General features: G+C 52.5%; 31 protein-coding genes. All 31 read left to right on the top strand.

Going from position 1 to position 26261, the window contains the following annotated elements; translation table 11 throughout:
- Positions 1 to 180 precede the first annotated feature (180 nt).
- The 31 genes from L6439_RS24965 to secY all read left to right on the top strand — a co-directional run bounded on the left by L6439_RS24965 (position 181) and on the right by secY (position 26186).
- On the top strand, positions 181 to 786 hold the full coding sequence (locus L6439_RS24965) for a class I SAM-dependent methyltransferase (RefSeq protein WP_172879077.1): 606 nt from the start codon (positions 181 to 183) through the stop codon (positions 784 to 786).
- A gap of 379 nt (positions 787 to 1165) precedes the next feature.
- The gene (rpoB, locus tag L6439_RS24960) at positions 1166 to 4708 is read left to right on the top strand and encodes a DNA-directed RNA polymerase subunit beta (protein WP_168182400.1); all 3543 of its coding nucleotides are present in this window, start codon (positions 1166 to 1168) and stop codon (positions 4706 to 4708) included.
- 167 nt (positions 4709 to 4875) lie between these two features.
- Positions 4876 to 8499 carry a DNA-directed RNA polymerase subunit beta' gene (gene rpoC / locus L6439_RS24955; protein WP_168182399.1) on the top strand — a complete coding sequence of 1208 codons (3624 nt, stop codon included), beginning with the start codon at positions 4876 to 4878 and terminating at the stop codon, positions 8497 to 8499.
- Positions 8500 to 8684: 185 nt separating this feature from the next.
- Positions 8685 to 8942 carry a ribosomal L7Ae/L30e/S12e/Gadd45 family protein gene (locus tag L6439_RS24950; RefSeq protein ID WP_168182398.1) on the top strand — a complete coding sequence of 86 codons (258 nt, stop codon included), beginning with the start codon at positions 8685 to 8687 and terminating at the stop codon, positions 8940 to 8942.
- A 136-nt stretch (positions 8943 to 9078) separates the two neighbouring features.
- Positions 9079 to 9501 carry a 30S ribosomal protein S12 gene (rpsL, locus tag L6439_RS24945; protein ID WP_143802307.1) on the top strand — a complete coding sequence of 141 codons (423 nt, stop codon included), beginning with the start codon at positions 9079 to 9081 and terminating at the stop codon, positions 9499 to 9501.
- 122 nt (positions 9502 to 9623) lie between these two features.
- Positions 9624 to 10094, top strand: a complete 471-nt coding sequence (gene rpsG, locus L6439_RS24940; protein WP_006284340.1) for a 30S ribosomal protein S7 — start codon at positions 9624 to 9626, stop codon at positions 10092 to 10094.
- 62 nt (positions 10095 to 10156) lie between these two features.
- Complete coding sequence (gene fusA / locus L6439_RS24935; protein WP_213471534.1) at positions 10157 to 12229, top strand: elongation factor G; 2073 nt, start codon at positions 10157 to 10159, stop codon at positions 12227 to 12229.
- 96 nt (positions 12230 to 12325) lie between these two features.
- On the top strand, positions 12326 to 13519 hold the full coding sequence (gene tuf / locus L6439_RS24930; RefSeq protein WP_168182396.1) for an elongation factor Tu: 1194 nt from the start codon (positions 12326 to 12328) through the stop codon (positions 13517 to 13519).
- Between the two features lie 242 nt (positions 13520 to 13761).
- A complete protein-coding gene (locus L6439_RS24925; protein WP_237096637.1) occupies positions 13762 to 15111 on the top strand; it encodes a globin-coupled sensor protein in 1350 nt (449 codons plus the stop codon).
- Positions 15112 to 15424: 313 nt separating this feature from the next.
- Complete coding sequence (gene rpsJ, locus L6439_RS24920) at positions 15425 to 15733, top strand: 30S ribosomal protein S10 (protein WP_006676490.1); 309 nt, start codon at positions 15425 to 15427, stop codon at positions 15731 to 15733.
- 48 nt (positions 15734 to 15781) lie between these two features.
- Complete coding sequence (rplC, locus tag L6439_RS24915; RefSeq protein WP_168182395.1) at positions 15782 to 16405, top strand: 50S ribosomal protein L3; 624 nt, start codon at positions 15782 to 15784, stop codon at positions 16403 to 16405.
- A 25-nt stretch (positions 16406 to 16430) separates the two neighbouring features.
- A complete protein-coding gene (gene rplD / locus L6439_RS24910; protein ID WP_006676492.1) occupies positions 16431 to 17054 on the top strand; it encodes a 50S ribosomal protein L4 in 624 nt (207 codons plus the stop codon).
- Positions 17054 to 17344, top strand: coding sequence for a 50S ribosomal protein L23 (rplW, locus tag L6439_RS24905; protein ID WP_006676493.1), 291 nt, complete (start codon positions 17054 to 17056; stop codon positions 17342 to 17344). The genes rplD and rplW overlap by 1 nt, the downstream gene beginning before the upstream one ends.
- Before the next feature lie 33 nt (positions 17345 to 17377).
- Positions 17378 to 18208 (top strand): 50S ribosomal protein L2, encoded by an 831-nt coding sequence (gene rplB / locus L6439_RS24900; RefSeq protein ID WP_168182394.1) that lies wholly within the window; start codon positions 17378 to 17380, stop codon positions 18206 to 18208.
- A 71-nt stretch (positions 18209 to 18279) separates the two neighbouring features.
- On the top strand, positions 18280 to 18558 hold the full coding sequence (gene rpsS / locus L6439_RS24895; RefSeq protein WP_006284347.1) for a 30S ribosomal protein S19: 279 nt from the start codon (positions 18280 to 18282) through the stop codon (positions 18556 to 18558).
- Between the two features lie 35 nt (positions 18559 to 18593).
- Entirely contained in the window at positions 18594 to 18926 is a 333-nt protein-coding gene (rplV, locus tag L6439_RS24890) for a 50S ribosomal protein L22 (protein WP_087444234.1), read from the top strand.
- A gap of 13 nt (positions 18927 to 18939) precedes the next feature.
- Complete coding sequence (rpsC, locus tag L6439_RS24885) at positions 18940 to 19605, top strand: 30S ribosomal protein S3 (protein WP_168182393.1); 666 nt, start codon at positions 18940 to 18942, stop codon at positions 19603 to 19605.
- Between the two features lie 2 nt (positions 19606 to 19607).
- Positions 19608 to 20033 carry a 50S ribosomal protein L16 gene (gene rplP, locus L6439_RS24880; protein ID WP_006676497.1) on the top strand — a complete coding sequence of 142 codons (426 nt, stop codon included), beginning with the start codon at positions 19608 to 19610 and terminating at the stop codon, positions 20031 to 20033.
- On the top strand, positions 20033 to 20233 hold the full coding sequence (rpmC, locus tag L6439_RS24875) for a 50S ribosomal protein L29 (protein WP_006676498.1): 201 nt from the start codon (positions 20033 to 20035) through the stop codon (positions 20231 to 20233). The genes rplP and rpmC overlap by 1 nt, the downstream gene beginning before the upstream one ends.
- 61 nt (positions 20234 to 20294) lie before the next feature.
- Positions 20295 to 20561, top strand: a complete 267-nt coding sequence (gene rpsQ, locus L6439_RS24870) for a 30S ribosomal protein S17 (RefSeq protein ID WP_006676499.1) — start codon at positions 20295 to 20297, stop codon at positions 20559 to 20561.
- Between the two features lie 35 nt (positions 20562 to 20596).
- Positions 20597 to 20965, top strand: a complete 369-nt coding sequence (gene rplN / locus L6439_RS24865) for a 50S ribosomal protein L14 (RefSeq protein ID WP_006284354.1) — start codon at positions 20597 to 20599, stop codon at positions 20963 to 20965.
- Between the two features lie 39 nt (positions 20966 to 21004).
- The gene (rplX, locus tag L6439_RS24860; RefSeq protein ID WP_087444235.1) at positions 21005 to 21355 is read left to right on the top strand and encodes a 50S ribosomal protein L24; all 351 of its coding nucleotides are present in this window, start codon (positions 21005 to 21007) and stop codon (positions 21353 to 21355) included.
- Positions 21356 to 21381: 26 nt separating this feature from the next.
- A complete protein-coding gene (rplE, locus tag L6439_RS24855; RefSeq protein WP_168182392.1) occupies positions 21382 to 21924 on the top strand; it encodes a 50S ribosomal protein L5 in 543 nt (180 codons plus the stop codon).
- Positions 21925 to 22010: 86 nt separating this feature from the next.
- The gene (locus tag L6439_RS24850) at positions 22011 to 22196 is read left to right on the top strand and encodes a type Z 30S ribosomal protein S14 (RefSeq protein ID WP_006676503.1); all 186 of its coding nucleotides are present in this window, start codon (positions 22011 to 22013) and stop codon (positions 22194 to 22196) included.
- A gap of 32 nt (positions 22197 to 22228) precedes the next feature.
- Positions 22229 to 22627, top strand: coding sequence for a 30S ribosomal protein S8 (gene rpsH / locus L6439_RS24845; RefSeq protein WP_168182391.1), 399 nt, complete (start codon positions 22229 to 22231; stop codon positions 22625 to 22627).
- Positions 22628 to 22660: 33 nt separating this feature from the next.
- Positions 22661 to 23203, top strand: a complete 543-nt coding sequence (gene rplF, locus L6439_RS24840) for a 50S ribosomal protein L6 (protein WP_168182390.1) — start codon at positions 22661 to 22663, stop codon at positions 23201 to 23203.
- A 64-nt stretch (positions 23204 to 23267) separates the two neighbouring features.
- On the top strand, positions 23268 to 23636 hold the full coding sequence (gene rplR / locus L6439_RS24835; RefSeq protein ID WP_168182389.1) for a 50S ribosomal protein L18: 369 nt from the start codon (positions 23268 to 23270) through the stop codon (positions 23634 to 23636).
- A gap of 26 nt (positions 23637 to 23662) precedes the next feature.
- Complete coding sequence (rpsE, locus tag L6439_RS24830; RefSeq protein WP_006284361.1) at positions 23663 to 24160, top strand: 30S ribosomal protein S5; 498 nt, start codon at positions 23663 to 23665, stop codon at positions 24158 to 24160.
- A gap of 13 nt (positions 24161 to 24173) precedes the next feature.
- Complete coding sequence (gene rpmD, locus L6439_RS24825; RefSeq protein ID WP_168182388.1) at positions 24174 to 24359, top strand: 50S ribosomal protein L30; 186 nt, start codon at positions 24174 to 24176, stop codon at positions 24357 to 24359.
- Positions 24360 to 24447: 88 nt separating this feature from the next.
- On the top strand, positions 24448 to 24891 hold the full coding sequence (rplO, locus tag L6439_RS24820; protein WP_168182387.1) for a 50S ribosomal protein L15: 444 nt from the start codon (positions 24448 to 24450) through the stop codon (positions 24889 to 24891).
- Positions 24891 to 26186, top strand: a complete 1296-nt coding sequence (secY, locus tag L6439_RS24815) for a preprotein translocase subunit SecY (protein WP_168182386.1) — start codon at positions 24891 to 24893, stop codon at positions 26184 to 26186. The genes rplO and secY overlap by 1 nt, the downstream gene beginning before the upstream one ends.
- The last annotated feature ends 75 nt before the right edge of the window (positions 26187 to 26261 follow it).

Genomic DNA, 26261 nt, shown 5'->3' with positions numbered 1-26261 from the left:
AGTGCGGAACCCCTTGAAGAATATTCAAGGGGTTCGTTGTCTAGGATACGACGTCACGAAGCGCCTGTCCTTGCCGCCTCCTTGGGGCCCAGGACAGAGGACCGGGATAGCATCACAGAGGCTAGCGCATCTTAGCCAATGAACAGCAGCACTTTGAACGCAGAGGAAGGAGGACGGAAGTTGACGGGACATTATTATAGTCACCGGCCGGATACGCCGCATGATCGGCAGTATTGGAAGACGGAGCTGCGCGGGCATACGCTGCAGTTCGTGTCGGATGCAGGCGTGTTCTCGAAGGGCGGAGTTGACTTCGGAAGCCGCGTGCTGATCGAACATATGGACATTCCGGACGGCGCACAGGTGCTTGACGTCGGCTGCGGCTATGGCCCGATCGGAATGGCGGCCGCCAAGCTTGCTCCACAGGGGCATGTGACAATGGTGGATGTGAATGAACGGGCGCTGGAGCTGACCCGGGAAAATGCGGAGCGGAACGCCATAACCAATGTGACGGTGCTGAAGAGCGACGGATTGAACGGCATCGGCTCGTCAACCTTCGACGTCATTTTGACGAACCCGCCGATACGGGCAGGCAAAGAAGTCGTGCACCGGATTTTTGAACAATCACAGGGACATTTGAATGCTAGAGGAGCGCTGTGGATCGTCATTCAGAAGAAGCAGGGGGCGCCTTCCGCGGAAGCCAAGCTGCGGGAGCTGTTCGGCGAGGAGCAAGTGGAGTTGGTCGCCAAAGAGAAGGGGTACCGCATCTATCGGGCTGTCAAAGAATAGTTTAAATTCGACGTTGACTCGGCATGCCCATTATGGTATTATTATAAAATGTCAGTATTAGGATGGCCTTCATGTCTTTACATGACCAAAATGTCAAGCTTTTTTTTGAAAAGACGAATACATTTTCGTGAAATGAAGTATAATGTTTACATTTTGGGCAAGTCTATCGGATATGAAGGATGTTCTACAACAGGAAACGACGGCACGGGGAAACGGCGTCCATCGGAAAAGGCGTTTTATCGTGAGCGTACGTTTTTCTTTTTGTTTGATCAACCCATTTTCTCGTTTTCAGAGTCTCTTTCGTGGACTTTATTATAAAGGATATCGAAAAGGATTCGCAATCCAATTTTTGTGAGTAGACATGAGGGGTGAGTTAAAGTTGGCAGGACATCTTGTTCAGTATGGTCGACGCACTCGGCGCAGCTACGCGCGCATCAAAGAGGTACTCGAAGTCCCGAACTTGATTGAAATCCAACAGAAATCGTACGAATGGTTTTTGGACGAAGGATTGCGTGAGATGTTCCAAGACATTTCGCCGATTCAGGATTTCACGGGTAACTTGGTTCTGGAGTTTATCGATTACAGCTTGGGCGAGCCTAAGTATTCGGTCGATGAATCGAAGGAACGCGATGTAACGTATGCAGCACCGCTCCGGGTCAAGGTGCGTCTCCTCAATAAAGAGACCGGAGAAGTCAAAGAGCAAGAAGTGTTTATGGGTGATTTCCCGCTCATGACGGAGACAGGCACGTTCATCATCAACGGTGCGGAACGTGTTATTGTCAGCCAGTTGGTTCGCTCCCCAAGTGTCTATTTCAGTACGAAAGTCGACAAGAACGGGAAGAAGACATATACGGCAACCGTCATCCCGAACCGCGGGGCCTGGCTTGAGCTGGAGACGGACGCCAAGGACATCATCTATGTCCGTATTGACCGCACGCGGAAGATTCCGGTCACCGTCCTTCTTCGCGCCTTGGGCTTCGGTACGGACGAGCAGATTTTGGAGCTGCTTGGACAGGATGAATACATCCGGAACACCCTGGACAAGGACAATACCGATTCTACGGAAAAAGCGCTGATCGAAATCTATGAGCGCCTGCGTCCGGGTGAACCGCCGACATTGGATAATGCGAGAAGCTTGCTCATCGCACGTTTCTTCGATCCTAAACGTTATGATCTGGCCAACGTGGGCCGGTACAAGATTAATAAAAAGCTTCATATCAAGAACCGTCTCTTCAACCAGCGCCTCGCCGAGACGCTGTTCGATGCGGAGACGGGCGAGATCGTGGCGGAAGCAGGGCAAATGATCGACCGCCGCTTGCTGGATGAGATCATGCCGCGCCTGGAGAGCGGCGTCGGCTTCAAGACATATCACGTCGCAGGCGGAGTGTTGGAGTCCGATGATATTCCGATGCAGGTTATCAGCGTGTTCTCGCCGATGGAAGAAGGCAAGGTCATCAAGGTTATTTCCAACGGCAACATCGATAAATCGGTGAAGAACATTACGCCGGCCGATATCATCTCCTCGATCAACTATTTCATCAACCTGCTGCACGGAATCGGCAGCACGGATGATATCGACCATCTGGGCAACCGCCGTCTCCGTTCGGTCGGCGAATTGCTGCAGAACCAGTTCCGGATTGGTCTGTCCCGGATGGAACGCGTCGTCCGCGAGCGGATGTCCATCCAGGATGCGAGCGTCATTACGCCGCAAGCGCTGATTAATATCCGTCCGGTCATCGCCTCGATCAAGGAGTTCTTCGGCAGCTCGCAGCTGTCCCAGTTCATGGACCAGACGAACCCGCTGGCGGAATTGACGCACAAGCGCCGTCTGTCCGCGCTCGGACCGGGCGGTTTGACGCGGGAACGCGCGGGCTTCGAAGTCCGCGACGTCCACCATTCGCACTATGGGCGGATGTGTCCGATCGAGACGCCGGAAGGTCCGAACATCGGTCTGATCAACTCCTTGTCCACCTTCGCTCGCGTCAACGAGTACGGCTTCATCGAAGCGCCGTATCGTTGGGTCGATCCGAAGACCGGCAAGGTCACGGAACAGATTGATTATATGACGGCGGATGAGGAAGACAACTACGTCATCGCCCAGGCGAACGCGCTGTTGAATGAAGACGGCTCGTTCCAGGACGATATGGTTATCGTCCGCTACAACAAGCAGTCCGACAATATTTTGACGATGCCAAGCGAACGCGTCGACTATATGGACGTCTCGCCGAAGCAGGTCGTGTCGGTTGCGACCGCGTTGATTCCGTTCCTGGAGAACGACGACTCCAACCGTGCGCTGATGGGTTCCAACATGCAGCGGCAAGCGGTGCCTCTGCTGGTGCCGGAAGCGCCGTTCGTCGGGACCGGAATGGAGCACAAGTCCGCGAAGGACTCCGGTGTCTGCATCGTGTCCAAAGTGGACGGCATCGTGGAGCGCGTAACGGCGAACGAGATTCAAGTCCGCCGCATTGAAATGATTGACGGCAAAGAGGTCAAGGGTGACCTCGTCAAATATAAATTGCAAAAGTTCATGCGTTCCAACCAAGGAACCTGCATTAACCAGCGCCCGCTGGCGAAGAAAGGCGATATCGTCAAGAAAGGCGATATTTTGGCGGACGGTCCGTCCACGGAGATGGGTGAACTGGCGCTGGGCCGCAACGTTGTCGTTGCCTTCATGACTTGGGAAGGCTACAACTACGAGGACGCGATTCTGCTGTCCGAGAAATTGGTCAAAGAAGACGTCTACACTTCGATTCATATCGAGGAGTACGAGTCGGAAGCCCGCGACACGAAGCTGGGGCCGGAAGAGATTACGCGCGATATCCCGAACGTCGGGGAAGAAGCGCTGAAGAATCTCGACGAGCGCGGCATTATCCGTGTCGGCGCCGAGATCAAGGCCGGCGACATCCTCGTCGGTAAAGTAACGCCAAAAGGGGTTACCGAGCTGACGGCGGAAGAGCGTCTCCTGCACGCGATCTTCGGCGAAAAAGCGCGGGAGGTGCGCGACACGTCCCTGCGGGTTCCGCACGGAACCGACGGGATTGTCGTTGACGTGAAGGTGTTCACGCGGGAGAACGGCGATGAGCTGCCTCCAGGCGTCAACCAACTGGTACGTGCTTATATTGCCCAAAAGCGGAAAATATCCGAAGGGGATAAAATGGCGGGACGCCACGGTAATAAAGGGGTCATCGCCCGCATTCTACCGGAAGAGGATATGCCGTTCCTGCCGGATGGCACGCCGGTTCAAGTCGTATTGAACCCGCTCGGCGTTCCTTCCCGGATGAACATCGGTCAGGTGCTCGAGGTTCACTTGGGCATGGCGGCTCGGTACCTCGGCATGCATATGGCTACGCCGGTCTTCGACGGAGCGACCGAGTACGACGTATTCGACACGATGGAAGAAGCCGGCATGCAGCGCAACGGCAAGACGATCCTGTACGATGGCCGCACAGGCGAACCGTTCGAGCGTGAAGTGACGGTCGGCGTCATGTACATGATTAAGCTCGCGCACATGGTTGACGACAAGATTCACGCCCGTTCCACAGGTCCTTACTCGCTCGTTACGCAGCAGCCGCTCGGCGGTAAAGCCCAGTTCGGCGGACAGCGCTTCGGCGAGATGGAGGTGTGGGCTCTTGAAGCTTACGGCGCAGCTTACACGCTGCAAGAGATCCTTACCGTCAAATCCGATGACGTTGTCGGCCGGGTGAAGACGTATGAATCGATTGTCAAGGGCGAGAATGTGCCGGAGCCGGGTGTTCCAGAGTCCTTCAAGGTCTTGATCAAAGAGCTGCAAAGCTTGGGTATGGATGTCAAGATTTTGACGGAGAACGAGGAAGAAATCGAAATGCGCGAATTCGACGATGACGATGATATGCCGCAAGACAAGCTGAACCTTGGCATGGATGACGAATACGTGGCGGAATAAGCCGCCGCAACTGCATCAGGACACGTTGGTATCGACGGTGGCCGGAAGCCGCGCTGAATACAGCCGCTGCCGGCCACCGTCAGCCCCTATAGATTGGAACACAGCCTGCCGCTCCTGTGTGAAGTGAACAGCGGCGAACTCTAGTACAAATTAAGGAGGGTCGCTCCTTGATGGACGTCAACAATTTTGAATATATGAAGATTGGGCTCGCCTCTCCCGACAAGATTCGCTCTTGGTCTCGTGGCGAAGTCAAGAAGCCGGAGACAATCAACTACCGCACGCTCAAGCCGGAAAAAGAAGGCCTGTTCTGCGAGAAGATCTTCGGACCGACGAAAGACTGGGAATGTCACTGCGGCAAGTATAAGCGGGTGCGCTACAAAGGCGTCGTCTGTGATCGATGCGGCGTTGAAGTCACGCGCCAGAAAGTGCGCCGCGAACGGATGGGCCATATCGAATTGGCCGCTCCGGTCTCGCATATCTGGTATTTCAAGGGCATTCCGAGCCGGATGGGCTTGGCCCTCGACATGTCGCCCCGCTCGCTGGAAGAGATTATTTACTTCGCCTCCTATGTGGTGACGGATCCGGGCGATACGCCGCTGGAGAAAAAGCAATTGCTGTCGGAGAAGGAATACCGCAGCTACCGCGAGAAGTACGGCCATGCATTCCAGGCCGGCATGGGCGCGGAAGCGGTCAAGAAGCTGCTGCAGGATCTGGACGTGGAAAAAGAGCTGACGATGCTGAAGGAAGAGCTTCGCACGGCTCAAGGCCAACGCCGCAACCGCGCGATTAAGCGTCTGGAAGTCATCGAGGCGTTCCGCAATTCGGGCAATGCGCCGGAGTGGATGATCCTCGATGTGCTCCCGGTTATTCCGCCGGAGCTTCGTCCGATGGTTCAATTGGACGGCGGACGCTTCGCGACCTCGGACTTGAACGATCTGTACCGCCGCGTCATCAACCGGAACAACCGCCTCAAGCGGCTGCTCGATCTGGGCGCGCCGGACATCATCGTGCAGAACGAGAAGCGGATGCTTCAGGAAGCCGTTGATGCCCTGATTGACAACGGGCGCCGCGGCCGTCCGGTTACCGGACCGGGGAACCGTCCGCTCAAGTCGCTCAGCCATATGCTCAAAGGGAAACAAGGCCGCTTCCGTCAGAACCTGCTCGGGAAGCGCGTTGACTATTCCGGACGTTCCGTTATCGTTGTCGGCCCGTATTTGAAGATGTATCAATGCGGTCTGCCGAAGGAAATGGCCCTGGAGCTGTTCAAGCCTTTCGTTATGAAAGAGCTCGTGAACAAAGGCTTGGCGCATAACATCAAGAGCGCGAAACGCAAAGTCGAGCGCGTCAGTCCGGAAGTATGGGACGTCCTTGAAGAAGTGATCCGCGAGCATCCGGTTCTGTTGAACCGCGCTCCTACGCTTCACCGTCTCGGCATCCAGGCGTTCGAGCCGATTCTGGTCGAAGGCCGCGCGATCCGTCTTCACCCGCTCGTCTGTACGGCGTACAACGCCGACTTCGACGGCGACCAGATGGCGGTTCACGTGCCGTTGTCCGCGGAAGCGCAGGCGGAAGCGCGCCTGCTCATGCTGGCATCCGGCAATATCTTGAACCCGAAAGACGGCAAGCCGGTCGTTACGCCATCTCAGGATATGGTTCTAGGATCGTTCTACCTGACGATGGACAACAAGGAAGCGAAAGGCTCCGGCATGATCTTCGCCTCTGTCAATGAAGCGGTATCCGCCTACCAGCGCGGAACGGCCTCCTTGCATGCGCGCGTCGTCATTCCGGCCCGGGCGCTGAACAAGACCTCGTTCACGGAGAAGCAGCAGGAAGCGCTGCTCGTGACGACGGTGGGACGTATCATTTTCAATGAAATATTCCCGCCGGAATTCCCTTATATCAACGAGCCGACCAAGCGCAACTTGTTCGAGGGAACGCCGGATCTCTACTTTATCCATGAGAAAGGCGCGAATATTCCGGAGATTCTCCAGAGCATTCCGCAATCGGGCGCGGTAGGCAAAGACTATCTCGGTCAAATTATTGCCCGCTGCTTCGATATTTTCCATACGACGCTGACTTCGGTCATCCTGGACCGCATCAAGCAGATTGGCTTCACCTACTCCACCCGCGCAGGGATTACTATCGCTGTAGCGGACGTTATCGTGCCGCAGGAGAAGGCGGAGATTCTCAAGGAGTCCGAAGAGAAGGTCAAGGTAATTACGAATCAATACCGTCGCGGTCTGATTACGAACGACGAGCGGTATGACCGCGTCATCGAGATCTGGTCGGATACGAAGGACCGCATCACGGATATCCTCATGAAATCGATGGATCGCTACAACTCCATCATGCTCATGGTCGATTCCAAGGCGCGGGGTAACAAATCGCAGATTACCCAGCTCGGCGGGATGCGCGGTCTCATGGCGAACCCGTCCGGACGGATTATTGAATTGCCAATCAAATCGAACTTCCGCGAAGGCCTTACCGTCTTGGAGTACTTCATCTCGACGCACGGCGCGCGGAAAGGTCTCGCGGACACCGCCCTCCGTACGGCGGACTCGGGTTACTTGACCCGCCGTCTCGTCGACGTCGCGCAGGACGTAATCGTGCGCGAGGACGATTGCGGCACGGACAAAGGCTTCCTCGTCAGCAATATTTCCGACGGGAAGGAAGTCATCGAAGGCTTGTATGACCGCATCGAAGGACGTTATTCGTTCGAGACGGTGCGTCATCCGGAGACGGGCGAAGTGCTCGTGAACCGGAACGAGCTCATCGATACCGACAAGGCCGAAGCGATCGTCAAGGCTGGCGTGAAGAAGCTGATGATTCGCTCCGTGCTGAGCTGCCGCGCCCGTCACGGCGTCTGCAAAATCTGCTACGGCCGCAACCTGGCGACAGGCAAGCACGTGGAGATCGGGGAAGCGGTCGGCATTATCGCCGCGCAATCGATCGGTGAGCCGGGAACCCAGCTCACGATGCGTACGTTCCATACCGGGGGCGTCGCCGGAGACGATATTACCCAAGGTTTGCCGCGTATCCAGGAGTTGTTCGAGGCGCGCAATCCGAAGGGGCAAGCGATTATTTCCGAGATCGACGGCGTCGTCAAAGAGATCCGCGAAGCGAAGGACCGCCGCGAGGTAGAGGTTCAAGGCGAAGCGGAGACCAAAGTATACTCCGTTACGTACGGCTCCCGCATCCGTGTCACCGAAGGCATGGCTATCGAGGCCGGGGACGAGATTACGGACGGCTCCATCGATCCGAAAGAGATGCTGCGCATCAAAGGTATCCGCGGCGTGCAGAACTACATTCTTCAGGAAGTTCAGCGCGTATACCGGAACCAAGGGGTAGAAATCAACGACAAGCACGTTGAGGTAATGATTAAGCAGATGCTGCGGAAGATCCGCATCGTCGACGCGGGAGATACGACACTTCTGCCTGGCTCGTACGTCGACCTTCATGAGTACGAAGCGGCGAACAAGGAAGCGATCCTGTCCGGCAAAGAGCCGGCTGTCGCGAAGCCGGTGCTGCTCGGTATCACGAAGGCGTCGCTGGAGACCGATTCCTTCCTGTCGGCCGCATCGTTCCAGGAGACGACGCGTGTCCTGACCGACGCCGCCATCAAGGGCAAGGTCGACCAGTTGCTCGGCCTGAAGGAGAATGTCATTATCGGGAAGCTGATCCCGGCAGGTACGGGCATGAACCGCTACCGCAGCGTGAAGCTGATCAACCCGCTGATGGAAGAAGAGACGGAAGAAGCGCTGGACGCCGCCGGTGTCGGCGTCGCCGAATAATAGAATCGTGCGTGCAACATGCCGCCGGCCGGGCCCGTTGAGGGACGGCCTGGCGGCATGCTTCACGGTGCCGTGTTGGGGCTATCATTCAACTAAAAATAATTTCTTGACACATGAAATCGAAAGTGCTACTATATCGTAGTGTGCCCAAGGCAATGACCTGTACTTTTGGAGGAACATGATTCATGTCTTATGATAAAGGGTTACAGGATGAGAAGATCAAGATTGGGACCAAGCAGACACTGAAGATGGTAGAGCAAGGCCTGGCCGCCGAAGTATACGTGGCGGAAGACGCCGACGCGCGGGTGACTTCGAAGATTATCGCGCTGTGCGAGAAGCAGGGCATCAAGCTGACGTATGTCCAGACGATGCGCGAGCTTGGCAAGGCGTGCGGCATCGAGGTCGGCGCGGCTGCAGTGGCTGTCGTCAACACGAATTCATAAGCAAACCTATTGTTTTTGTCGGGGGAAGTCCTATGGCAAAAACATTTCATTTGTTCATTTATGAACCACCTGGATCTGTGGGCTTAAATGAATGAATTGTAAAAGGTGTTGAAACTTATAGGAAGGGGGTGCCAACATGCCAACAATTAACCAATTGGTACGTAAAGGCCGCAAAGATAAAGTAACAAAATCCAAGTCCCCAGCTTTGCAAAAAGGATACAACGCTCTGAAGCGTGAAGAAACGGATTTGAGCGCGCCTCAAAAACGCGGTGTCTGCACTCGTGTAGGTACGATGACACCGAAGAAACCGAACTCCGCACTTCGTAAGTATGCCCGTGTTCGCTTGACGAACCGTGTTGAGGTTACTGCTTACATCGGAGGTATCGGCCACAACCTGCAAGAGCACAGCGTTGTACTCGTGCGCGGGGGCCGGGTTAAGGACCTTCCAGGGGTTCGTTACCACATCGTTCGCGGTGCATTGGATACTGCTGGGGTGAACAACCGCATGCAAGCTCGTTCCAAGTACGGTACGAAGCGTCCGAAAGCGAAGAAATCCTAATCGCGATCACCGGGAGTAGGGTAGACAATCTACCTTATTCCGTTACAGAAAGAGACGCTTTCCTCGGGAGAGGAAGACGGACTCGCTTCTGCTTGTGAAGTTATTTGGAAAGGGGGATTCACATGCCACGCAAAGGTCCAGTTCCTAAGCGCGACGTGCTGCCGGATCCGGTGTATAACAGCAAGCTGGTTACTCGCCTGATTAACCGCATCATGATCGACGGTAAACGTGGTGTTGCTCAAACAATTCTATATGATTCTTTCGCGCTCATTCAAGAACGCACGGGGAAAGATCCTATGGAAGTGTTTGAAGCGGCACTGAAAAATATCATGCCGGTCCTTGAAGTTAAGGCTCGCCGTGTCGGCGGTTCGAACTATCAAGTGCCTATCGAAGTGAAGCCGGATCGCCGCACTTCGTTGGGATTGCGCTGGTTGGTCAACTACTCTCGCAACCGCGGAGAGAAGACCATGCAAGAACGTCTGGCAGCAGAGATTATCGATGCTTCCAACAACACAGGCGCTGCTGTTAAGAAGCGCGAAGATACGCATAAAATGGCTGAAGCAAACAAAGCGTATGCTCACTACCGCTGGTAGGATTCAGCTGAGCAGGTCTCGATTATTGAGTTACCTAACCCAATTTGAAGGGAGATCACTCCATGGCAAGACAGTTCTCCTTGGCAAATACGCGTAATATCGGGATTATGGCTCACATCGATGCCGGTAAAACAACGACAACGGAGCGTATTTTGTTCTACACCGGTCGTACCCATAAGATTGGTGAAACTCACGAAGGTTCCGCAACAATGGACTGGATGGAGCAAGAACAAGAGCGCGGTATTACGATTACATCGGCGGCAACGACCGCACAATGGAAAGGTCACCGCGTTAACATTATCGACACTCCGGGCCACGTTGACTTTACGGTAGAGGTTGAGCGTTCCCTTCGCGTATTGGACGGAGCCGTAGGCGTTTTCTCTGCAAAAGAAGGCGTTGAGCCACAATCCGAGACGGTATGGCGTCAAGCTGACCGTTACGGCGTACCTCGTATTGCTTACGTCAACAAAATGGACATCATCGGCGCTGATTTCCTCAACGTCATCCAGTCCATGAAAGACCGTCTGCAAGCGAATGCCGTAGCGATTCAATTGCCTATCGGCGCAGAGAATGATTTCGTAGGTATCGTCGATTTGATGACGGAAAAAGCGTACATCTTCAAAGACGATCTCGGAAAAGAAATCGAAGAGACGGAAATTCCGGCAGAGTTGAAAGACCAAGCCGAAGAACTCCGTCAGGAAATGGTTGAGAAGATTGCGGAACTCGACGAAGACTTGATGATGAAATACCTCGAAGGCGAAGAGATTACAGTTCCTGAACTGAAAGCCGCTCTCCGCAAAGGGGTATGCACCGTTCAAATCTTCCCGGTTGTCTGCGGTTCTTCCTACCGCAACAAAGGCGTTCAGATGATGATCGACGCTGTCGTCGACTACCTGCCGTCTCCGCTGGATGTGCCTGATATCAAAGGCCACCTCGAAGACGGAACGGAAGCGGTTCGTCATTCCTCGGACGAAGAGCCGTTCGCGGCACTGGCGTTCAAGATTATGACAGACCCTTACGTCGGTAAGCTGACATTCTTCCGCGTATACTCCGGCGTACTGAACTCCGGTTCTTACGTCCTGAATGCAACGAAGGGCAAGCGCGAGCGCATCGGCCGTATCCTGCAAATGCACGCGAACAGCCGTGAAGAGATCGATATCGTCTACTCCGGCGACATCGCAGCAGCTGTTGGCTTGAAAGATACGGGCACAGGCGACACGCTGTGCGACGAGAAGAATCCGATTATTCTGGAATCGATGAACTTCCCTGAGCCGGTCATCCACATTGCCGTCGAGCCGAAGACGAAAGCGGACCAAGACAAACTTGGCGTAGCTATCGCGAAGCTGACGGAAGAGGATCCTACGCTCCGCGCTCATACGGACGAAGAAACAGGTCAAACGATCCTGGGCGGTATGGGTGAGCTTCACCTTGACGTCATCATCGACCGTATGCGCCGCGAGTTCAAAGTAGAAACGAATATCGGTAACCCGCAAGTTGCTTATCGCGAAACATTCCGTACACCGGCACGAGTTGAAGGTAAGTTCGTGCGTCAGTCCGGTGGTCGCGGTCAATACGGTCACGTATGGATCGAGTTCGCACCACAAGAGCCAGGCGCAGGATTTGCATTCGAGAACAAGATCGTCGGTGGGGTAGTGCCGCGCGAATACATCGCACCGGTACAAGCGGGAATCGAAGAAGCGATGCAGAACGGTGTCTTGGCCGGTTATCCGCTCGTAGACATCAAAGCAACGATCGTCGACGGTTCTTACCACGATGTCGACTCCAGTGAAATGGCGTTTAAGATTGCCGGTTCGATGGCGCTTAAAGCGGCGAAGGACAAGTGTAACCCTGTTCTTCTCGAGCCAATCATGAAGGTCGAAGTTACCGTGCCAGAAGAGTACATGGGCGACGTAATGGGCATGCTGAACTCCCGCCGCGGCCGCATCGAAGGTATGGATTCCCGTGCAGGCGCACAGATTATCCGTGCCAAGGTGCCTCTCGCAGAGATGTTCGGATATTCCACAACGCTTCGTTCCGGTACGCAAGGACGCGGTGTGTTCTCGATGGAACTCTCTCACTATGAAGAAGTTCCGCGGAATATCTCGGAAGAGATCATTTCGAAGAGCAAAGGCTAATTCGCCGACTTGATGTTTGCAACGGCTGGCGCACATGACGCGTCATGTGCCCGCCGCAACATACTTATTCCACTTATTAAGGAGGAACTGGTTCAAATGGCAAAGGCTAAGTTTGAACGTACGAAACCGCACGTTAACATCGGTACGATCGGTCACGTTGACCATGGTAAAACGACTTTGACAGCTGCAATCACGACAGTATTGACGAAAAAGTATGGCGGTGGCAGCGCAATCGCCTACGACCAAATCGACAAAGCTCCAGAAGAGCGCGAGCGCGGTATCACAATCTCGACGTCCCACGTTGAGTATGAGTCCGCTACTCGTCACTATGCACACGTAGACTGCCCAGGTCACGCCGACTACGTTAAGAACATGATCACGGGTGCTGCCCAAATGGACGGCGCGATTCTCGTCGTATCCGCAGCAGACGGCCCAATGCCGCAAACTCGTGAGCACATCCTGCTCTCCCGCCAAGTAGGCGTACCTTACATCGTCGTATTCATGAACAAATGCGACATGGTTGAAGACGAAGAGTTGCTCGAACTGGTAGAAATGGAAATTCGCGACCTTCTGAGCGAATATGAATTCCCAGGCGACGACACTCCAATCATTCGCGGTTCTGCGCGTGAAGCGCTGCAAAACCCAGACGGCCCTTGGGCTGACAAAATCGTCGAGCTGTTCGAGCAAATCGACTCTTACATCCCGACTCCAGAGCGCGACACTGACAAACCATTCCTGATGCCTGTCGAGGACGTATTCTCCATCACAGGCCGCGGTACGGTTGCTACTGGCCGTGTTGAGCGCGGTACGGTTAAAGTCGGCGACGAGATCGAAATCGTCGGTATCCAAGAAGAAACGAAAAAATCCGTTGTTACGGGCGTTGAAATGTTCCGTAAGCTTCTGGATTCCGCTCAAGCGGGCGACAACATCGGCGCATTGCTCCGCGGTGTTGACCGTAAAGAAATCGAGCGCGGTCAAGTATTGGCTAAGCCAGGCTCCGTTAAGCCGCACACTGAGTTCACTGCTCAAGTGTACGTCTTGACAAAAGAAGAAGGCGGCCGTCATAAGCCTTTCTTCACTGGCTACCGTCCACAATTCTACTTCCGTACAACGGACGTAACAGGTATCATTGAACTGCCAGAAGGCACTGAAATGGTTATGCCTGGCGACAACATCACCGTTACTGTAAAACTGATCGCTCCTATCGCGATCGAAGAAGGTACTCGCTTCGCTATCCGCGAAGGTGGCCGTACAGTAGGCGCAGGTGCGGTTGCATCCATCATTAAATAATGAACTGCCGGCGCGAGCCGGCAGTCCCGGCCCTTCACTCTTCGGAGTGAAGGGCTTTTTCATGCGGGCGTCCGAGCCTTTCCCTGGCCGTTCACGGAATTGACGATATGCGCCAAGCTGTGAATGACATCGATTATATAATCTGTATAGATCGGCAATGTACAATATTATAGGAAAAAATCGAGCACTCCGTAGAGCGGTACGCGCATCGAAGAGACAGGGAAAGGATGAGAAGCACCAAGATGTGGAGAAGATTCAGAACCCATTTACATAGAAGACGCTCGTCGGCGGCCGCGAAGTCTGCCGCGGCGCAGCGCGGCAGGTGGAACATGCATGAGGACGAGCAACCGCTGCCGGGAGAGATTCGCCTGCCTTCCGGCCATCCGCTGCACCGTCAAATCGGGTTGATCGGTCTGACCGATGCCGATTTGACCCTGCTCCGCCGCATTCAGCCTCATATTCTTCCTTATATGAAGAAGGTTACCCGTATTTTTTACTCCCAGATCACCGCTATTCACGAGCTTCGGGATATGATTATGGCCCATAGCACGATAGAACGACTGCAGTTGACGCTGGAACGGCATGTTAGCGAGATGTTCAACGGACGGATCGATCAGGCCTATATTATGAAGAGATTGAAAATCGCCGAGATGCATCGCCAGATCGGATTGGACACGAAATGGTATATCGCCGCGTTTCAAAATCTTCAGAATGAATTGACTTCCTTGCTGCATGCCCATATCGGCGAGGAGTCGAAGAGAATCGAAGCTATCCTTGCCCTGAACCGGATCTTGAGTCTGGAATTGCAGCTTGTCGTCCATGCGTATGAAGAGCGCAGCCAGATGGAACGGGAGCGGAGCTACCAGGAGGTGAAGGAGAAGCTGAAGGGAAGCGTGGCGCAGTTGAGCGGAGAGCTGGCCCGCTTGACGGCCGGCACGAATAAGACGATACGGCAGTTCATGGGCCAGGGATTGGAGATGAAAGACAAAATCGTCTTGACGACACAATCCGCCGCCCGGACGCAGGACAAGGCGCACAGGGGGATGGAACGAATCGTTCAATTTTCGGATGGGATCCGGCATATCGATCACAATGCGCAGGAGATGCATGCTCAGATCACGGAATTGAAGAATACATCGCTCCGAATCGGTACAATTGTAGGCGCCGTGAAGGAGATCGCCGACCAGACGGGGCTGCTGGCGCTAAATGCCTCCATTGAGGCCGCAAGGGCGGGAGCGCAGGGAGCCGGATTTGCCATCGTCGCGAAGGAAGTTAGCAAGCTGGCCGCTCATACGAAGGAGACCGTATCCGATATTGAAGAGCTTATCGGCAATTCTACGCTGGCTACCAACGCGGTGGTCCACCGGATCGGGCTGGTGAAGGATAATGTCGCGGCCGTGCATGAGCAGGCGGATGGGACGAAGGAGGCGTTCGGGGACATTGTGCGGCAGGCTGTTCAGAGCGTTGAGGAGTTGGACCGCTTCATGAGGGAAATGCAAGCGCTGCTGGCGATGACGGAGAGCATCGGGCAAGCGACGAATGAGGTGGCCGCTTCGGCGGAGAGGCTGAATGAGACGGCGCTTCAGTTGTAATGAAATCACTGTGGCAAGTCTATCTATTATATAGGGGAAAATGAATAGATTGAACGGGAAAAAGGCAGATGAAGAACCCGTTAAGACCCGGATCTCATGCTGTTTTGGCCTCGCAAGCACGGATACGAAAACAGTTATGAAAAAAGCTTGCAAAAGCCGGGACATTTCTTTATAATAGTGAATGTTGTTCGTCGACGTTGCGATGAAGTGAGAGGTTACCGACACACCCGGCCCCTTTGCCATGGCGGTGCGGTCGGAAAATTTTCACGGAGTATGTCCGATGCAAAATTGGGCGATAAAAGGAGGGACTAAAATGGCAAAGCAAAAAATTCGTATCCGCTTGAAAGCATACGATCACAGAATTCTTGACCAATCCGCTGAGAAAATCGTTGAGACGGCAAAACGTTCCGGTGCAGGAGTATCCGGGCCAATCCCGTTGCCAACGGAGAAGCAAGTTATCACGATTCTTCGTGCGGTGCACAAGTACAAGGATTCCCGCGAGCAGTTCGAAATGCGCACGCACAAGCGCTTGATCGACATCGTGAATCCAACGCCGCAAACGGTGGATGCGCTGATGCGTCTGGACTTGCCGTCCGGTGTAGATATCGAAATTAAGCTGTAAGCTTTGCATTACATTGATTCGGATTAAGGAACGAAAAGAGGTGTCAACATGAAAGGTATCTTAGGTAAAAAGCTCGGCATGACTCAAGTGTTTACCGCTGAAGGTAACGTTGTGCCGGTAACTGTTATCGAAGCAGGTCCTTGCGTCGTTCTTCAAAAGAAAGACGTTGAGAACGACGGTTATGAGGCTATCCAAATCGGCTATGCTGATAAAAAGGAAAAAAGATCGACGAAGCCGGAAGTCGGCCACGCGAAGAAAGCTAACACAACGCCTAAGCGCTACGTAAAAGAACTTCGTGGTGTGGATCTTTCTCAATATGAAGTTGGCCAGGAGCTGAAGGCCGACATCTTTGCAGAAGGTGAATTCGTTGACGTTACAGGTATCTCCAAAGGTAAAGGATTCGCAGGCGTAATCAAGCGCTGGGGACAAAGCCGCGGACCAATGGCTCACGGTTCCCGTTATCACCGCGGTCCTGGTTCCATGGGTTCCATTCAAGCGAACCGCGTGCCTAAAGGCAAACGCCTTCCAGGCCACATGGGAAGCGAAACCGTAACGATTCAAAACCTCGAAGTTGTGAAAGTGGATGCAGAACGCAATGTCATCCTCGTAAAAGGTTCCATTCCGGGTCCGAAGAACAGCTTCGTTAACGTAAAACAAGCAATTAAAAAGTAATCCGTAAGGAAAGGAGGAGCTCAGAATGCCAAAAGTAGCAGTATACAACATCAGCGGTGCGCAAGTCGGCGAGATCGAACTGGCTGACACGGTATTCGGCATCGAACCGAACAAGCACGTGCTTCATGATGCGGTTGTTATGCAGCTTGCATCGATGCGTCAAGGTACGCACAAAGTTAAAACCCGTTCTGAAGTTAGCGGTGGTGGCCGCAAGCCTTGGAAACAAAAAGGAACTGGACGCGCGCGTCAAGGATCCATTCGTTCGCCACAATGGAAAGGCGGCGGTACGGTATTCGGTCCTACGCCACGCAGCTATGCGTATAAGCTTCCTAAGAAAGTTCGCCGTCTGGCAATCAAATCCGCGCTGTCTTCCAAAGTTCTGGCAGAGCAAATCATCGTGTTGGATCAATTGACGATGAATGCGCCAAAGACGAAGGAATTCGCTGCAATCTTGAACAATCTGAAAGTGGACCGCAAAGCTTTGGTCGTTGTGCCTGAGTACAATGACAATGTGGCACTCTCCGCTCGCAACATTCCTTCTGTGAAGCTCGTTGCGGCTGACGGCGTGAACGTATATGACGTTCTTCGCCATGAGAAGCTCATCATTACGAAGGATGCGGTTCAGAAGGTAGAGGAGGTGTTCGCGTAATGAAAGACCCTCGCGATATCATTAAGCGTCCTATCATCACTGAACGCACAGCCGACATGATGAACGACCTGAAATATGTATTTGAAGTCGATATCCGTGCGAACAAGACGGAAATCAAGCAAGCCGTTGAGTCGATTTTCAAAGTAAAAGTAGCGAACGTGAACACGCTTCGCGTACCAGCCAAGCCGAAGCGCTATGGCCGCTACTCCGGATATACAACCGAATGGAAGAAAGCATTCGTTACGCTGGCCAAAGACAGCAAGCCGCTTGAATTCTTCGAGACGGTATAATGACACACTCGTACAAGTAAGGAGGGAAAACCAGTGCCTATCAAAAAGTACAAACCGACATCTCCGGCTCGTCGTGGCATGAGCGTATCTACGTTCGAAGAGATCACAACGAATGTGCCAGAGAAGTCCCTGCTCGCTCCATTGAGCAAGAAAGCAGGCCGCAACAACCAAGGTAAAATCACGGTTCGTCACCACGGCGGCGGACATAAGCGTAAATACCGGATCATCGATTTCAAACGCAACAAGGATGGCATTCCAGGCCGCGTTGCTACGATTGAGTACGATCCGAACCGTACGTCCAACATCGCGTTGATTCACTATGCAGACGGTGAGAAACGTTACATCATCGCTCCGAAAGGCCTGAAAGTGAACGATGTGATCGTATCCGGACCTGGAGCCGACATCAAGACAGGCAATGCAATGCCGCTTGAGAACATTCCAGTAGGTACAGTTATCCACAACATCGAGCTGAAGCCAGGCAAGGGCGGCCAATTGGTTCGCGCAGCCGGTACGGAAGCTCAATTGCTCGGTAAAGAAGATAAATATGTGACGATTCGCCTGTCCTCTGGCGAAGTTCGCAAGGTCCTCAAAGTATGCCGCGCGACAATCGGTTCCGTAGGCAACGGCGACCACGAGCTTATCAAAATCGGTAAAGCCGGCCGCAGCCGCTGGTTGGGCAAGCGTCCTACCGTCCGCGGTGTCGTCATGAACCCGGTTGATCACCCTCACGGTGGTGGTGAAGGTAAAGCTCCTATCGGCCGCAAAACGCCTATGTCTCCATGGGGCAAACCGACGCTCGGTTACAAAACGCGTAAAAAAGGTAAGCATTCCGATAAATATATCGTACGTCATCGCACGAAATAATATTTACCCGACTGCATACTCTGCGGCGTAACGCACGCAAGCATAAGGTTTTGTGAAGGGAGGATTCACACATGGGTCGCAGTTTGAAAAAAGGACCATTCGTCGATGGTCATTTGATGAAGAAAGTCGAGCAAATGAACGAGTCCAACAAGAAGGCTGTCGTTAAGACTTGGTCGCGCCGCTCCACGATTTTCCCTCAATTCATCGGTCATACGTTCGGTGTCTATGATGGACGCAAGCACGTGCCAGTGTACGTGACGGAAGATATGGTCGGACACAAGCTCGGCGAATTCGCGCCGACACGCACGTACAAAGGCCACACGAACGACGACAAAAAAACTAGACGCTAATTTTGACTATATAGCATTTGAGGGGAGGTACTTCCATGCAAGCGAAGGCACATGCGAATAATGTTCGCATTTCTCCGCGCAAGGTCAAGCTGGTGATTGACTTGATCCGCGGCAAGCAAGTGGGCGAAGCGATCGCGATTCTGCGCCACACGCCTAAATCGGCATCTCCGGTCGTGGAGAAGCTGCTCAACTCGGCGATTGCCAATGCAGAACACAACTATCAAATGGACGTGAACAAGCTCGTAATCGAGCAAGTGTACGTGAACCAAGGTCCTACTTTGAAACGATTCCGTCCGCGCGCTATGGGACGTGCAAGCCGTATCAATAAGAGAACCAGCCACATTTCTATCGTGGTATCTGAAAAATAAGGAGGGATAACGAGTGGGTCAAAAGGTAAATCCAGTCGGACTTCGAGTTGGTATCATCCGCGATTGGGAATCCAAATGGTACGCGGAAAAAGACTTCGGTACCTTGCTTATCGAAGACGTAAAGATTCGTGAGTATTTGAAAAACAAATTGAAGGATGCAGCCGTATCCCGCATCGAAATCGAACGCGCGGCTAACCGCGTGAACGTGACGATCCACACTGCCAAGCCGGGCATGGTCATCGGTAAAGGCGGTTCCGAAGTTGAAGCCCTTCGTCGCGAGGTAACAGCTATCGCCGGCGGCAAAAAAGTGCACATCAACATTTCGGAAATCAAAACTCCAGACCTGGATGCAATCCTCGTCGCTGAGAGCATTGCACAACAACTGGAGCGCCGCGTATCTTTCCGTCGCGCTCTGAAACAAGCGCTCCAACGCTCGATGCGTGCCGGTGCAAAAGGAATCAAAACTGCAGTTAGCGGTCGTCTGGGCGGTGCTGAAATCGCTCGTTCGGAAGGTTACAGCGAAGGGACTGTGCCACTTCATACGCTTCGCGCTGACATTGACTACGGCACAGCCGAAGCGCATACTACTTACGGTCGTCTGGGCGTAAAAGTATGGATCTATCGTGGAGAGGTACTTCCTACGGCTAAGAAAAAGGCTGCTCAGGAAGGAGGCAACTAATCATGTTGGTACCTAAACGTGTAAAACACCGCAAGCAATTCAAAGGACGCTTGAAAGGTCAAGCGAAAGGCGGCACAACGCTTAACTTTGGCGATTTCGGTCTCCAAGCATTGGAACCGACGTGGATCACGAACCGTCAAATCGAGGCTGCCCGTATCGCGATGACTCGTTACATCAAGCGTGGCGGTAAAGTATGGATTAAAATTTTCCCTGACAAGCCAATCACGGCGAAGCCGCTTGAGGTTCGGATGGGTAGCGGTAAAGGTAACGTTGAGAAATGGGTAGCTGTGGTTAAACCAGGCAAGATCATGTTCGAACTTTCTGGTGTCTCCGAGGAAGTAGCTCGCGAAGCGATGCGTCTTGCCGCTCACAAGCTGCCAGTCAAGACGAAGTTCGTGAAACGTGAAGAAATGGGTGGTGAAGCATAATGAAAGCTAGTGAATTCCGCAACTTGACCACTGCTGAAATTGAACAAAAGATTGCCGGATTCAAGGAAGAACTTTTCAACCTCCGTTTCCAATTGGCTACCGGACAGCTTGACAACCCGACTCGTATCCGTGATGTACGCAAAGCGATTGCCCGCGCACATACGGTTCTTCGTGAAAGAGAACTTGGGATTACTAGTTAATCGACCTTGATGTCGAATCGGAATATAGAGATCCTGTATGCAGGAAGGAGGCCCAACACTCATGAGTGAACAACGTAACGCTCGTAAAGTGCAAGTCGGCAAAGTCGTCAGCGATAAAATGGACAAAACCGTTGTTGTCGCGGTCGAAACATACAAGAAGCATGACCTGTATCACAAGCGCATCCGTTATACGAAGAAGTTCAAAGCGCATGACGAGAACAACGAAGCGAAAATCGGCGATACTGTAAAAATCATGGAGACTCGCCCGTTGTCGAAAGACAAGCGCTGGAGACTCGTTGAAATCGTAGAAAAAGCAGTCATCGTTTAAGCAGCGAATAGCTTCAACGAAAGGAGGACAATCGAATGATTCAACCATTCACACGTTTGGCGGTCGCAGATAACTCTGGTGCGAAAGAATTGATGTGTATTCGCGTGTTGGGCGGAACTGGACGCAAAGCGGCTCACATTGGTGATTTGATCGTATGTTCTGTAAAACAAGCAACACCAGGCGGCGTTGTCAAAAAGGGCGACGTTGTAAGAGCTGTTATCGTTCGTACGAAGCGCTCGGTTCGTCGGAAAGACGGATCTTACATTTCGTTTGACGAAAACGCGGCAGTTATCGTAAAAGAAGACAAGGGCCCACGCGGAACTCGTATTTTCGGACCGGTTGCTCGTGAACTTCGCGAGAAAGACTTCATGAAAATCGTTTCCCTGGCTCCGGAAGTGATCTAATCAACTTGCCGGCCGGGCAAGATGCAGGAGGTGTGACACATGCCACGACTGAAGAAAATTCTCGAGTCGCATAACAATAAGCTGCACGTGAAGAAGGACGATACAGTCATCGTCATCACGGGTAAGGACAAAGGTAAAAAAGGCCGCGTTATTGCTGCGTATCCGCGCGAGAACCGTGTTCTCGTTGAAGGAGTCAACATGGTGAAGAAGCACCAGAAGCCGAACGCTGCGAATCCGCAAGGCGGCATCATCGAGCAAGAAGCGCCAATCCACGTATCCAACGTCATGCACGTGGATCCGAAGTCCGGTAAAGTAACGCGCATCGGTTACAAAGTAGAGAACGGCAAAAAAGTGCGCGTCGCTAAGCGCTCTGGCGCAATCATCGACTAATCGCTAAGAAAGGAGGTCTGTGCCTTATGGCAGCTCGTCTGAAAGAACGTTACTTGAACGAAATTACTCCTGCTCTGATGCAGAAGTTCAACTATACATCCGTTATGCAGGTGCCAAAAGTGGAGAAAGTCGTCATCAACATGGGTATGGGTGAGGCTGTTCAAAACTCCAAAGTTTTGGATTCCGCTGTTGCTGAACTGCAATTGATCGCGGGTCAAAAACCAGTAATTACACGTGCGAAAAAGTCTATCGCAGGCTTTAAGCTTCGTGAAGGAATGCCGATTGGTGTGAAAGTGACTTTGCGCGGTGAGCGTATGTATCACTTCATGGACAAATTGTTCAACGTCACGCTTCCTCGTGTCCGTGACTTCCACGGTATCTCGAACAAAGCATTTGACGGCCGCGGCAACTACACGCTCGGTCTGAAGGAGCAAATCATCTTCCCTGAGATTGAGTACGATCAAGTAGACAAAGTGCGCGGTATGGACATCGTTTTCGTAACGACCGCGAAAACGGACGAAGAGTCCCGCGAATTGTTGACGCAACTCGGCATGCCTTTCGCGAAGTAATTCGCAACGAAGGCGAACAAGGTAGTACGAACGGAACGATTCCATGAATCGATATCTTGGACACGATTTAGGAGGTGTCAACTCACGTGGCAAAAACTTCGATGAAAATCAAGCAACAACGCAAACCGAAGTTTCAAGTACGGGCATACACACGCTGTGAACGCTGCGGCCGTCCACACTCTGTATTACGTAAGTTCAAAATTTGCAGAATTTGTTTCCGCGAATTGGCATACAAAGGCCAGATTCCTGGCGTTAAAAAAGCTAGCTGGTAATCAACCCTGTTGCGGGAAGGAGGTTTACACTAATGGTTATGTCCGATCCGATTGCTGATATGCTTACACGCATTCGCAATGCTAACACAGTACGTCATGAGACCGTGGAGATGCCTGCTTCGACGATGAAGAAGCAAATTGCTGAAATCTTGAAGCGCGAAGGATTTATCCGCGATGCAGAATATATCGAAGACAACAAACAAGGGCTTATCCGCATTTTCCTGAAATATGGTGCCGACAACGAGCGTGTCATCACAGGCTTGAAGCGCATCAGTAAGCCGGGACTGCGCGTATACACGAAGTCCACTGAGGTGCCACGCGTTCTGGGTGGCCTCGGGATTGCTATCATCTCGACGTCCAAGGGCGTTATGACTGACAAAGAAGCTCGCCAAGCAAAAACGGGCGGCGAGGTTATCTGCTACGTTTGGTAAACCATTCGCATAAGATTGGAGGTGCAACAACACATGTCTCGTATTGGTCGTAAGCCAATTACAGTTCCAGGCGGCGTCACTGTCACTCTGGACAATAGCGTGATTACTATCAAAGGACCAAAAGGAAGCTTATCCCGTGAAATTCATAAGGACATGAAAGTGTCCATTGAAGAGAACGTGATTCATGTAGAGCGTCCTTCTGACAATAAACTTCACCGTTCTTTGCACGGCACGACTCGCAGCATCATCAGCAACATGGTTAACGGAGTAACGGAAGGTTTCTCCAAAACATTGGAGCTGGTTGGTGTCGGTTACCGTGCGAACAAGACTGGCAACAAACTCGTGTTGAACGTCGGATACTCCCATCCGGTTGAGATTACACCAGAAGAGGGCATCGAGTTCGAACTGCCTGCTCAGACGAAAATCATCGTCAAAGGCATCGACAAAGAGCGCGTTGGTGAATATGCGGCAAAAATCCGCTCCGTACGTGAACCAGAACCTTACAAAGGCAAAGGGATCAAGTACGAAGGCGAGCGCATTCTCCGCAAAGAAGGTAAAGCAGGCAAGAAGAAATAAGATCTTGCCTAGCTCGCTTGTCTTAGCAGCTTAACGGTTATTCCGAAGGGAGTGAATCAATCAGATGATTACTAAGGCGAATAAAAATAAAGCGCGTCTGAAAAGACACCTTCGTGTCCGCAAGAAAATCGAAGGTACATCGGCACGTCCGCGTTTGAACGTATTCCGTTCCTCCAAGCACATCTACGCTCAGCTTATCGATGACGTTAAAGGCGTAACGCTCGCAGCTGCGTCGACGATGGACAAAGAGCTTCGTGAAGAGATCAAAAACGGCGGCAGCGTCGAAGCTGCGCGCAAAGTAGGCGAATTGATCGCAAAACGCGCCAAGGCGCAAGGACACGACAACGTCGTATTCGACCGCGGCGGTTACTTGTATCATGGCCGAATTCAAGCATTGGCTGAAGCAGCACGCGAAGCCGGCCTTGAATTCTAAGAATTCAATCGAAGGAGGTAAACGACTTGCGAGTTGATCCTAACACGTTAGAACTTTCTGAAAAAGTTGTGCAAATTAACCGTGTTGCTAAAGTCGTTAAAGGCGGACGCCGTTTCAGCTTTAGTGCACTCGTAGTCGTCGGCGATGGCAAAGGCTGGGTTGGTGCAGGCATCGGTAAAGCATCCGAAGTACCTGACGCAATCCGCAAAGGCATCGAAGACGCGAAAAAGAATCTCATCCATGTTCCGTTCGTGAACACTACGATTCCTCACCAAGTCATCGGACATTTCGGCGCAGGCAGAGTTCTCTTGAAGCCAGCATCCGAAGGTACGGGGGTTATCGCAGGCGGTCCAGTACGTGCCGTGTTGGAATTGGCGGGAGTAGGCGACATCTTGACGAAATCGCTCGGTTCCTCGAACTCCATCAACATGGTCAACGCGACGCTCGAAGGTCTGTCCCGTCTGAAGACGGCAGAGCAAGTAGCGAAACTGCGCGGCAAATCCGTTGAGGAACTGTTAGGATAAGGAGGGGACGACAATGGCGAAGTTGCAAATTACCCTCGTTCGCAGTCTGATCGGTCGCCCAGAGACACACCGTACAACGGTGAACACATTGGGTCTTCGCAAAATCAATCAGACGGTTGTCCATGAAGACAACGCAGCGATCCGCGGAATGGTTGACCAAGTGAAGCACTTGGTAGACGTCAAAGAAGTCGAAGCGTAAGCTTCCTTCATGCATGCTTCAATCGCAACGTACGCAATAGCGACAACAAATAGCAGAGTCATAAATAACTAAGGAGGTGCGACGAACGATGAAGTTGAATGAACTTACTCCGGCTCCTGGCTCCCGTAAAGACAGCAAGCGCCGTGTTGGACGCGGTATCGGTACTGGTAACGGGAAAACGGCTGGCCGCGGTCACAAAGGTCAAAACGCTCGTTCCGGTGGTGGTGTTCGTCCAGGCTTCGAAGGCGGACAAAACCCACTGTACCGTCGTTTGCCAAAACGCGGATTCATCAACCCAACTCGCAAAGAGTATGCGGTAGTGAATGTTACGGAATTGAACCGCTTCGAGGCTGGTACTGAAGTTACTCCGGAACTGTTGATGGAACAAGGCATCGTGAAAAACCCAATGAGCGGAATCAAAGTATTGGGCAACGGTGAACTGACTGTCAAGCTGACAGTGAAAGCGAACAAGTTCTCTCAATCTGCGGTGGAGAAGATCGAGGCTGCCGGCGGCAAATCCGAGGTGATTTAATGTTTAAGACCGTATCGAATATATGGCGAGTCGAAGATCTGAGACGCAGAATTCTTTTTACGCTCATGATCTTGATCGTTTATCGCATCGGATCCTTTGTCCCGGTACCCGGTGTGGATACATCGGTTTTTGCTAATGCCAACCAGGGCACGGAGCTGTTCGGCTTCCTGAACACGTTCTCCGGCGGCGCGCTCTTCAAATTCTCCATCTTTGCGCTTGGTATATTTCCGTATATCACGGCGTCCATCATTATGCAGTTGCTGACGATGGATGTTGTGCCGAAATTCGCCGAATGGGCCAAAGAAGGAGAAGTGGGCAAGAAGAAAATTGCCCAAGTGACGCGTTATGGCACCGTGGTTCTGGGTCTGATCCAAGCATTCGGTACAGCGATTGGTTTTAACCGGCTATATGGCTTGGAGCTTGTTCCGAACGCCACGTACACGGATTACATCCTAATCGCCATCGTATTGACGGCGGGTACAGCGTTCCTGATGTGGCTTGGCGAGCAGGTTACGGAGAAGGGAATCGGTAACGGGATTTCCATCATCATCTTCGCCGGTATCGTGGCAGGCATTCCGACGCATATCCAGGAGATCGTGCAGAGCCAGTTCATTGACGGTAATCAGCTGTTCTTAAACATCATTAAGATGATCATCATTGCGCTGTTCATCGTTCTCATCATCGTCGGGGTTATCTACATTCAGCAAGGTAACCGCAAAATTCCGGTCCAGTACGCCAAGCGCGTGGTCGGGAACAAAATGTACGGCGGACAAAATACGCATATTCCGTTGAAAGTCAACGGAGCAGGGGTTATTCCGGTAATCTTTGCGTCATCGCTGCTGATGTTCCCTGCTACAATCGCCCAGTTCTGGGCGGATAAAACGTGGGCTCAATGGATAATCACCCATATGATGATCGATAAACCGCTGGGCATGGTGTTGTACGTGCTCATGATTATCGGCTTCACGTTCTTCTACACGTTCGTGCAGTTGAACCCGCAACAAATGGCGGATCAAATGAAAAAGAACGGTGGTTATATCCCGGGCATCCGTCCAGGGAAAGCGACAGCCACATATTTGACGCGGGTCATGACTCGCATCACGCTGGCCGGCGCCATCTTCCTGGCGGTGGTATCCATTATACCGGTGTTCTTCGGATCGCTCGCCGGATTGCCTCGTTCCGTTCAAATCGGCGGAACTTCGTTTCTTATCGTCGTCGGCGTCGCGCTTGACACGATGAAGCAAATTGAAAGCCAATTGATTAAACGCCATTACAAAGGTTTCATCAATAAATAGGCAATAGGTTCTGATGAGGCTTTGTGCTCATCGGCACCTATTGTGCTGTTTCTTGTATAGCAGAGGCTTAACGAA

The organism is Paenibacillus dendritiformis (genome assembly GCF_021654795.1).
Taxonomy (GTDB): domain Bacteria; phylum Bacillota; class Bacilli; order Paenibacillales; family Paenibacillaceae; genus Paenibacillus_B.
The sequence above is the reverse complement of the archived record's forward strand: the minus strand, read 5'-3'. Positions and strand labels throughout refer to the sequence as shown.

Bases quoted from the DNA above. Each gene is read 5' to 3' on its own strand.
- fusA (WP_213471534.1), top strand. From the start codon at position 10,157: ATGGCAAGACAGTTCTCCTTGGCAAATACGCGTAATATCGGGATTATG.
- rpsS (WP_006284347.1), top strand. From the start codon at position 18,280: ATGGGTCGCAGTTTGAAAAAAGGACCATTCGTCGATGGTCATTTGATG.
- rpsH (WP_168182391.1), top strand. From the start codon at position 22,229: ATGGTTATGTCCGATCCGATTGCTGATATGCTTACACGCATTCGCAAT.
- rplV (WP_087444234.1), top strand. From the start codon at position 18,594: ATGCAAGCGAAGGCACATGCGAATAATGTTCGCATTTCTCCGCGCAAG.
- rpsL (WP_143802307.1), top strand. From the start codon at position 9,079: ATGCCAACAATTAACCAATTGGTACGTAAAGGCCGCAAAGATAAAGTA.
- rplO (WP_168182387.1), top strand. From the start codon at position 24,448: ATGAAGTTGAATGAACTTACTCCGGCTCCTGGCTCCCGTAAAGACAGC.
- L6439_RS24925 (WP_237096637.1), top strand. From the start codon at position 13,762: ATGTGGAGAAGATTCAGAACCCATTTACATAGAAGACGCTCGTCGGCG.
- rplF (WP_168182390.1), top strand. From the start codon at position 22,661: ATGTCTCGTATTGGTCGTAAGCCAATTACAGTTCCAGGCGGCGTCACT.
- tuf (WP_168182396.1), top strand. From the start codon at position 12,326: ATGGCAAAGGCTAAGTTTGAACGTACGAAACCGCACGTTAACATCGGT.
- rpsG (WP_006284340.1), top strand. From the start codon at position 9,624: ATGCCACGCAAAGGTCCAGTTCCTAAGCGCGACGTGCTGCCGGATCCG.
- L6439_RS24950 (WP_168182398.1), top strand. From the start codon at position 8,685: ATGTCTTATGATAAAGGGTTACAGGATGAGAAGATCAAGATTGGGACC.
- rplE (WP_168182392.1), top strand. From the start codon at position 21,382: ATGGCAGCTCGTCTGAAAGAACGTTACTTGAACGAAATTACTCCTGCT.
- rplD (WP_006676492.1), top strand. From the start codon at position 16,431: ATGCCAAAAGTAGCAGTATACAACATCAGCGGTGCGCAAGTCGGCGAG.
- rplP (WP_006676497.1), top strand. From the start codon at position 19,608: ATGTTGGTACCTAAACGTGTAAAACACCGCAAGCAATTCAAAGGACGC.
- rplC (WP_168182395.1), top strand. From the start codon at position 15,782: ATGAAAGGTATCTTAGGTAAAAAGCTCGGCATGACTCAAGTGTTTACC.
- rpmD (WP_168182388.1), top strand. From the start codon at position 24,174: ATGGCGAAGTTGCAAATTACCCTCGTTCGCAGTCTGATCGGTCGCCCA.
- rplN (WP_006284354.1), top strand. From the start codon at position 20,597: ATGATTCAACCATTCACACGTTTGGCGGTCGCAGATAACTCTGGTGCG.
- rplX (WP_087444235.1), top strand. From the start codon at position 21,005: ATGCCACGACTGAAGAAAATTCTCGAGTCGCATAACAATAAGCTGCAC.
- rpsJ (WP_006676490.1), top strand. From the start codon at position 15,425: ATGGCAAAGCAAAAAATTCGTATCCGCTTGAAAGCATACGATCACAGA.
- secY (WP_168182386.1), top strand. From the start codon at position 24,891: ATGTTTAAGACCGTATCGAATATATGGCGAGTCGAAGATCTGAGACGC.
- rpsQ (WP_006676499.1), top strand. From the start codon at position 20,295: ATGAGTGAACAACGTAACGCTCGTAAAGTGCAAGTCGGCAAAGTCGTC.
- rplW (WP_006676493.1), top strand. From the start codon at position 17,054: ATGAAAGACCCTCGCGATATCATTAAGCGTCCTATCATCACTGAACGC.
- rplR (WP_168182389.1), top strand. From the start codon at position 23,268: ATGATTACTAAGGCGAATAAAAATAAAGCGCGTCTGAAAAGACACCTT.
- rpmC (WP_006676498.1), top strand. From the start codon at position 20,033: ATGAAAGCTAGTGAATTCCGCAACTTGACCACTGCTGAAATTGAACAA.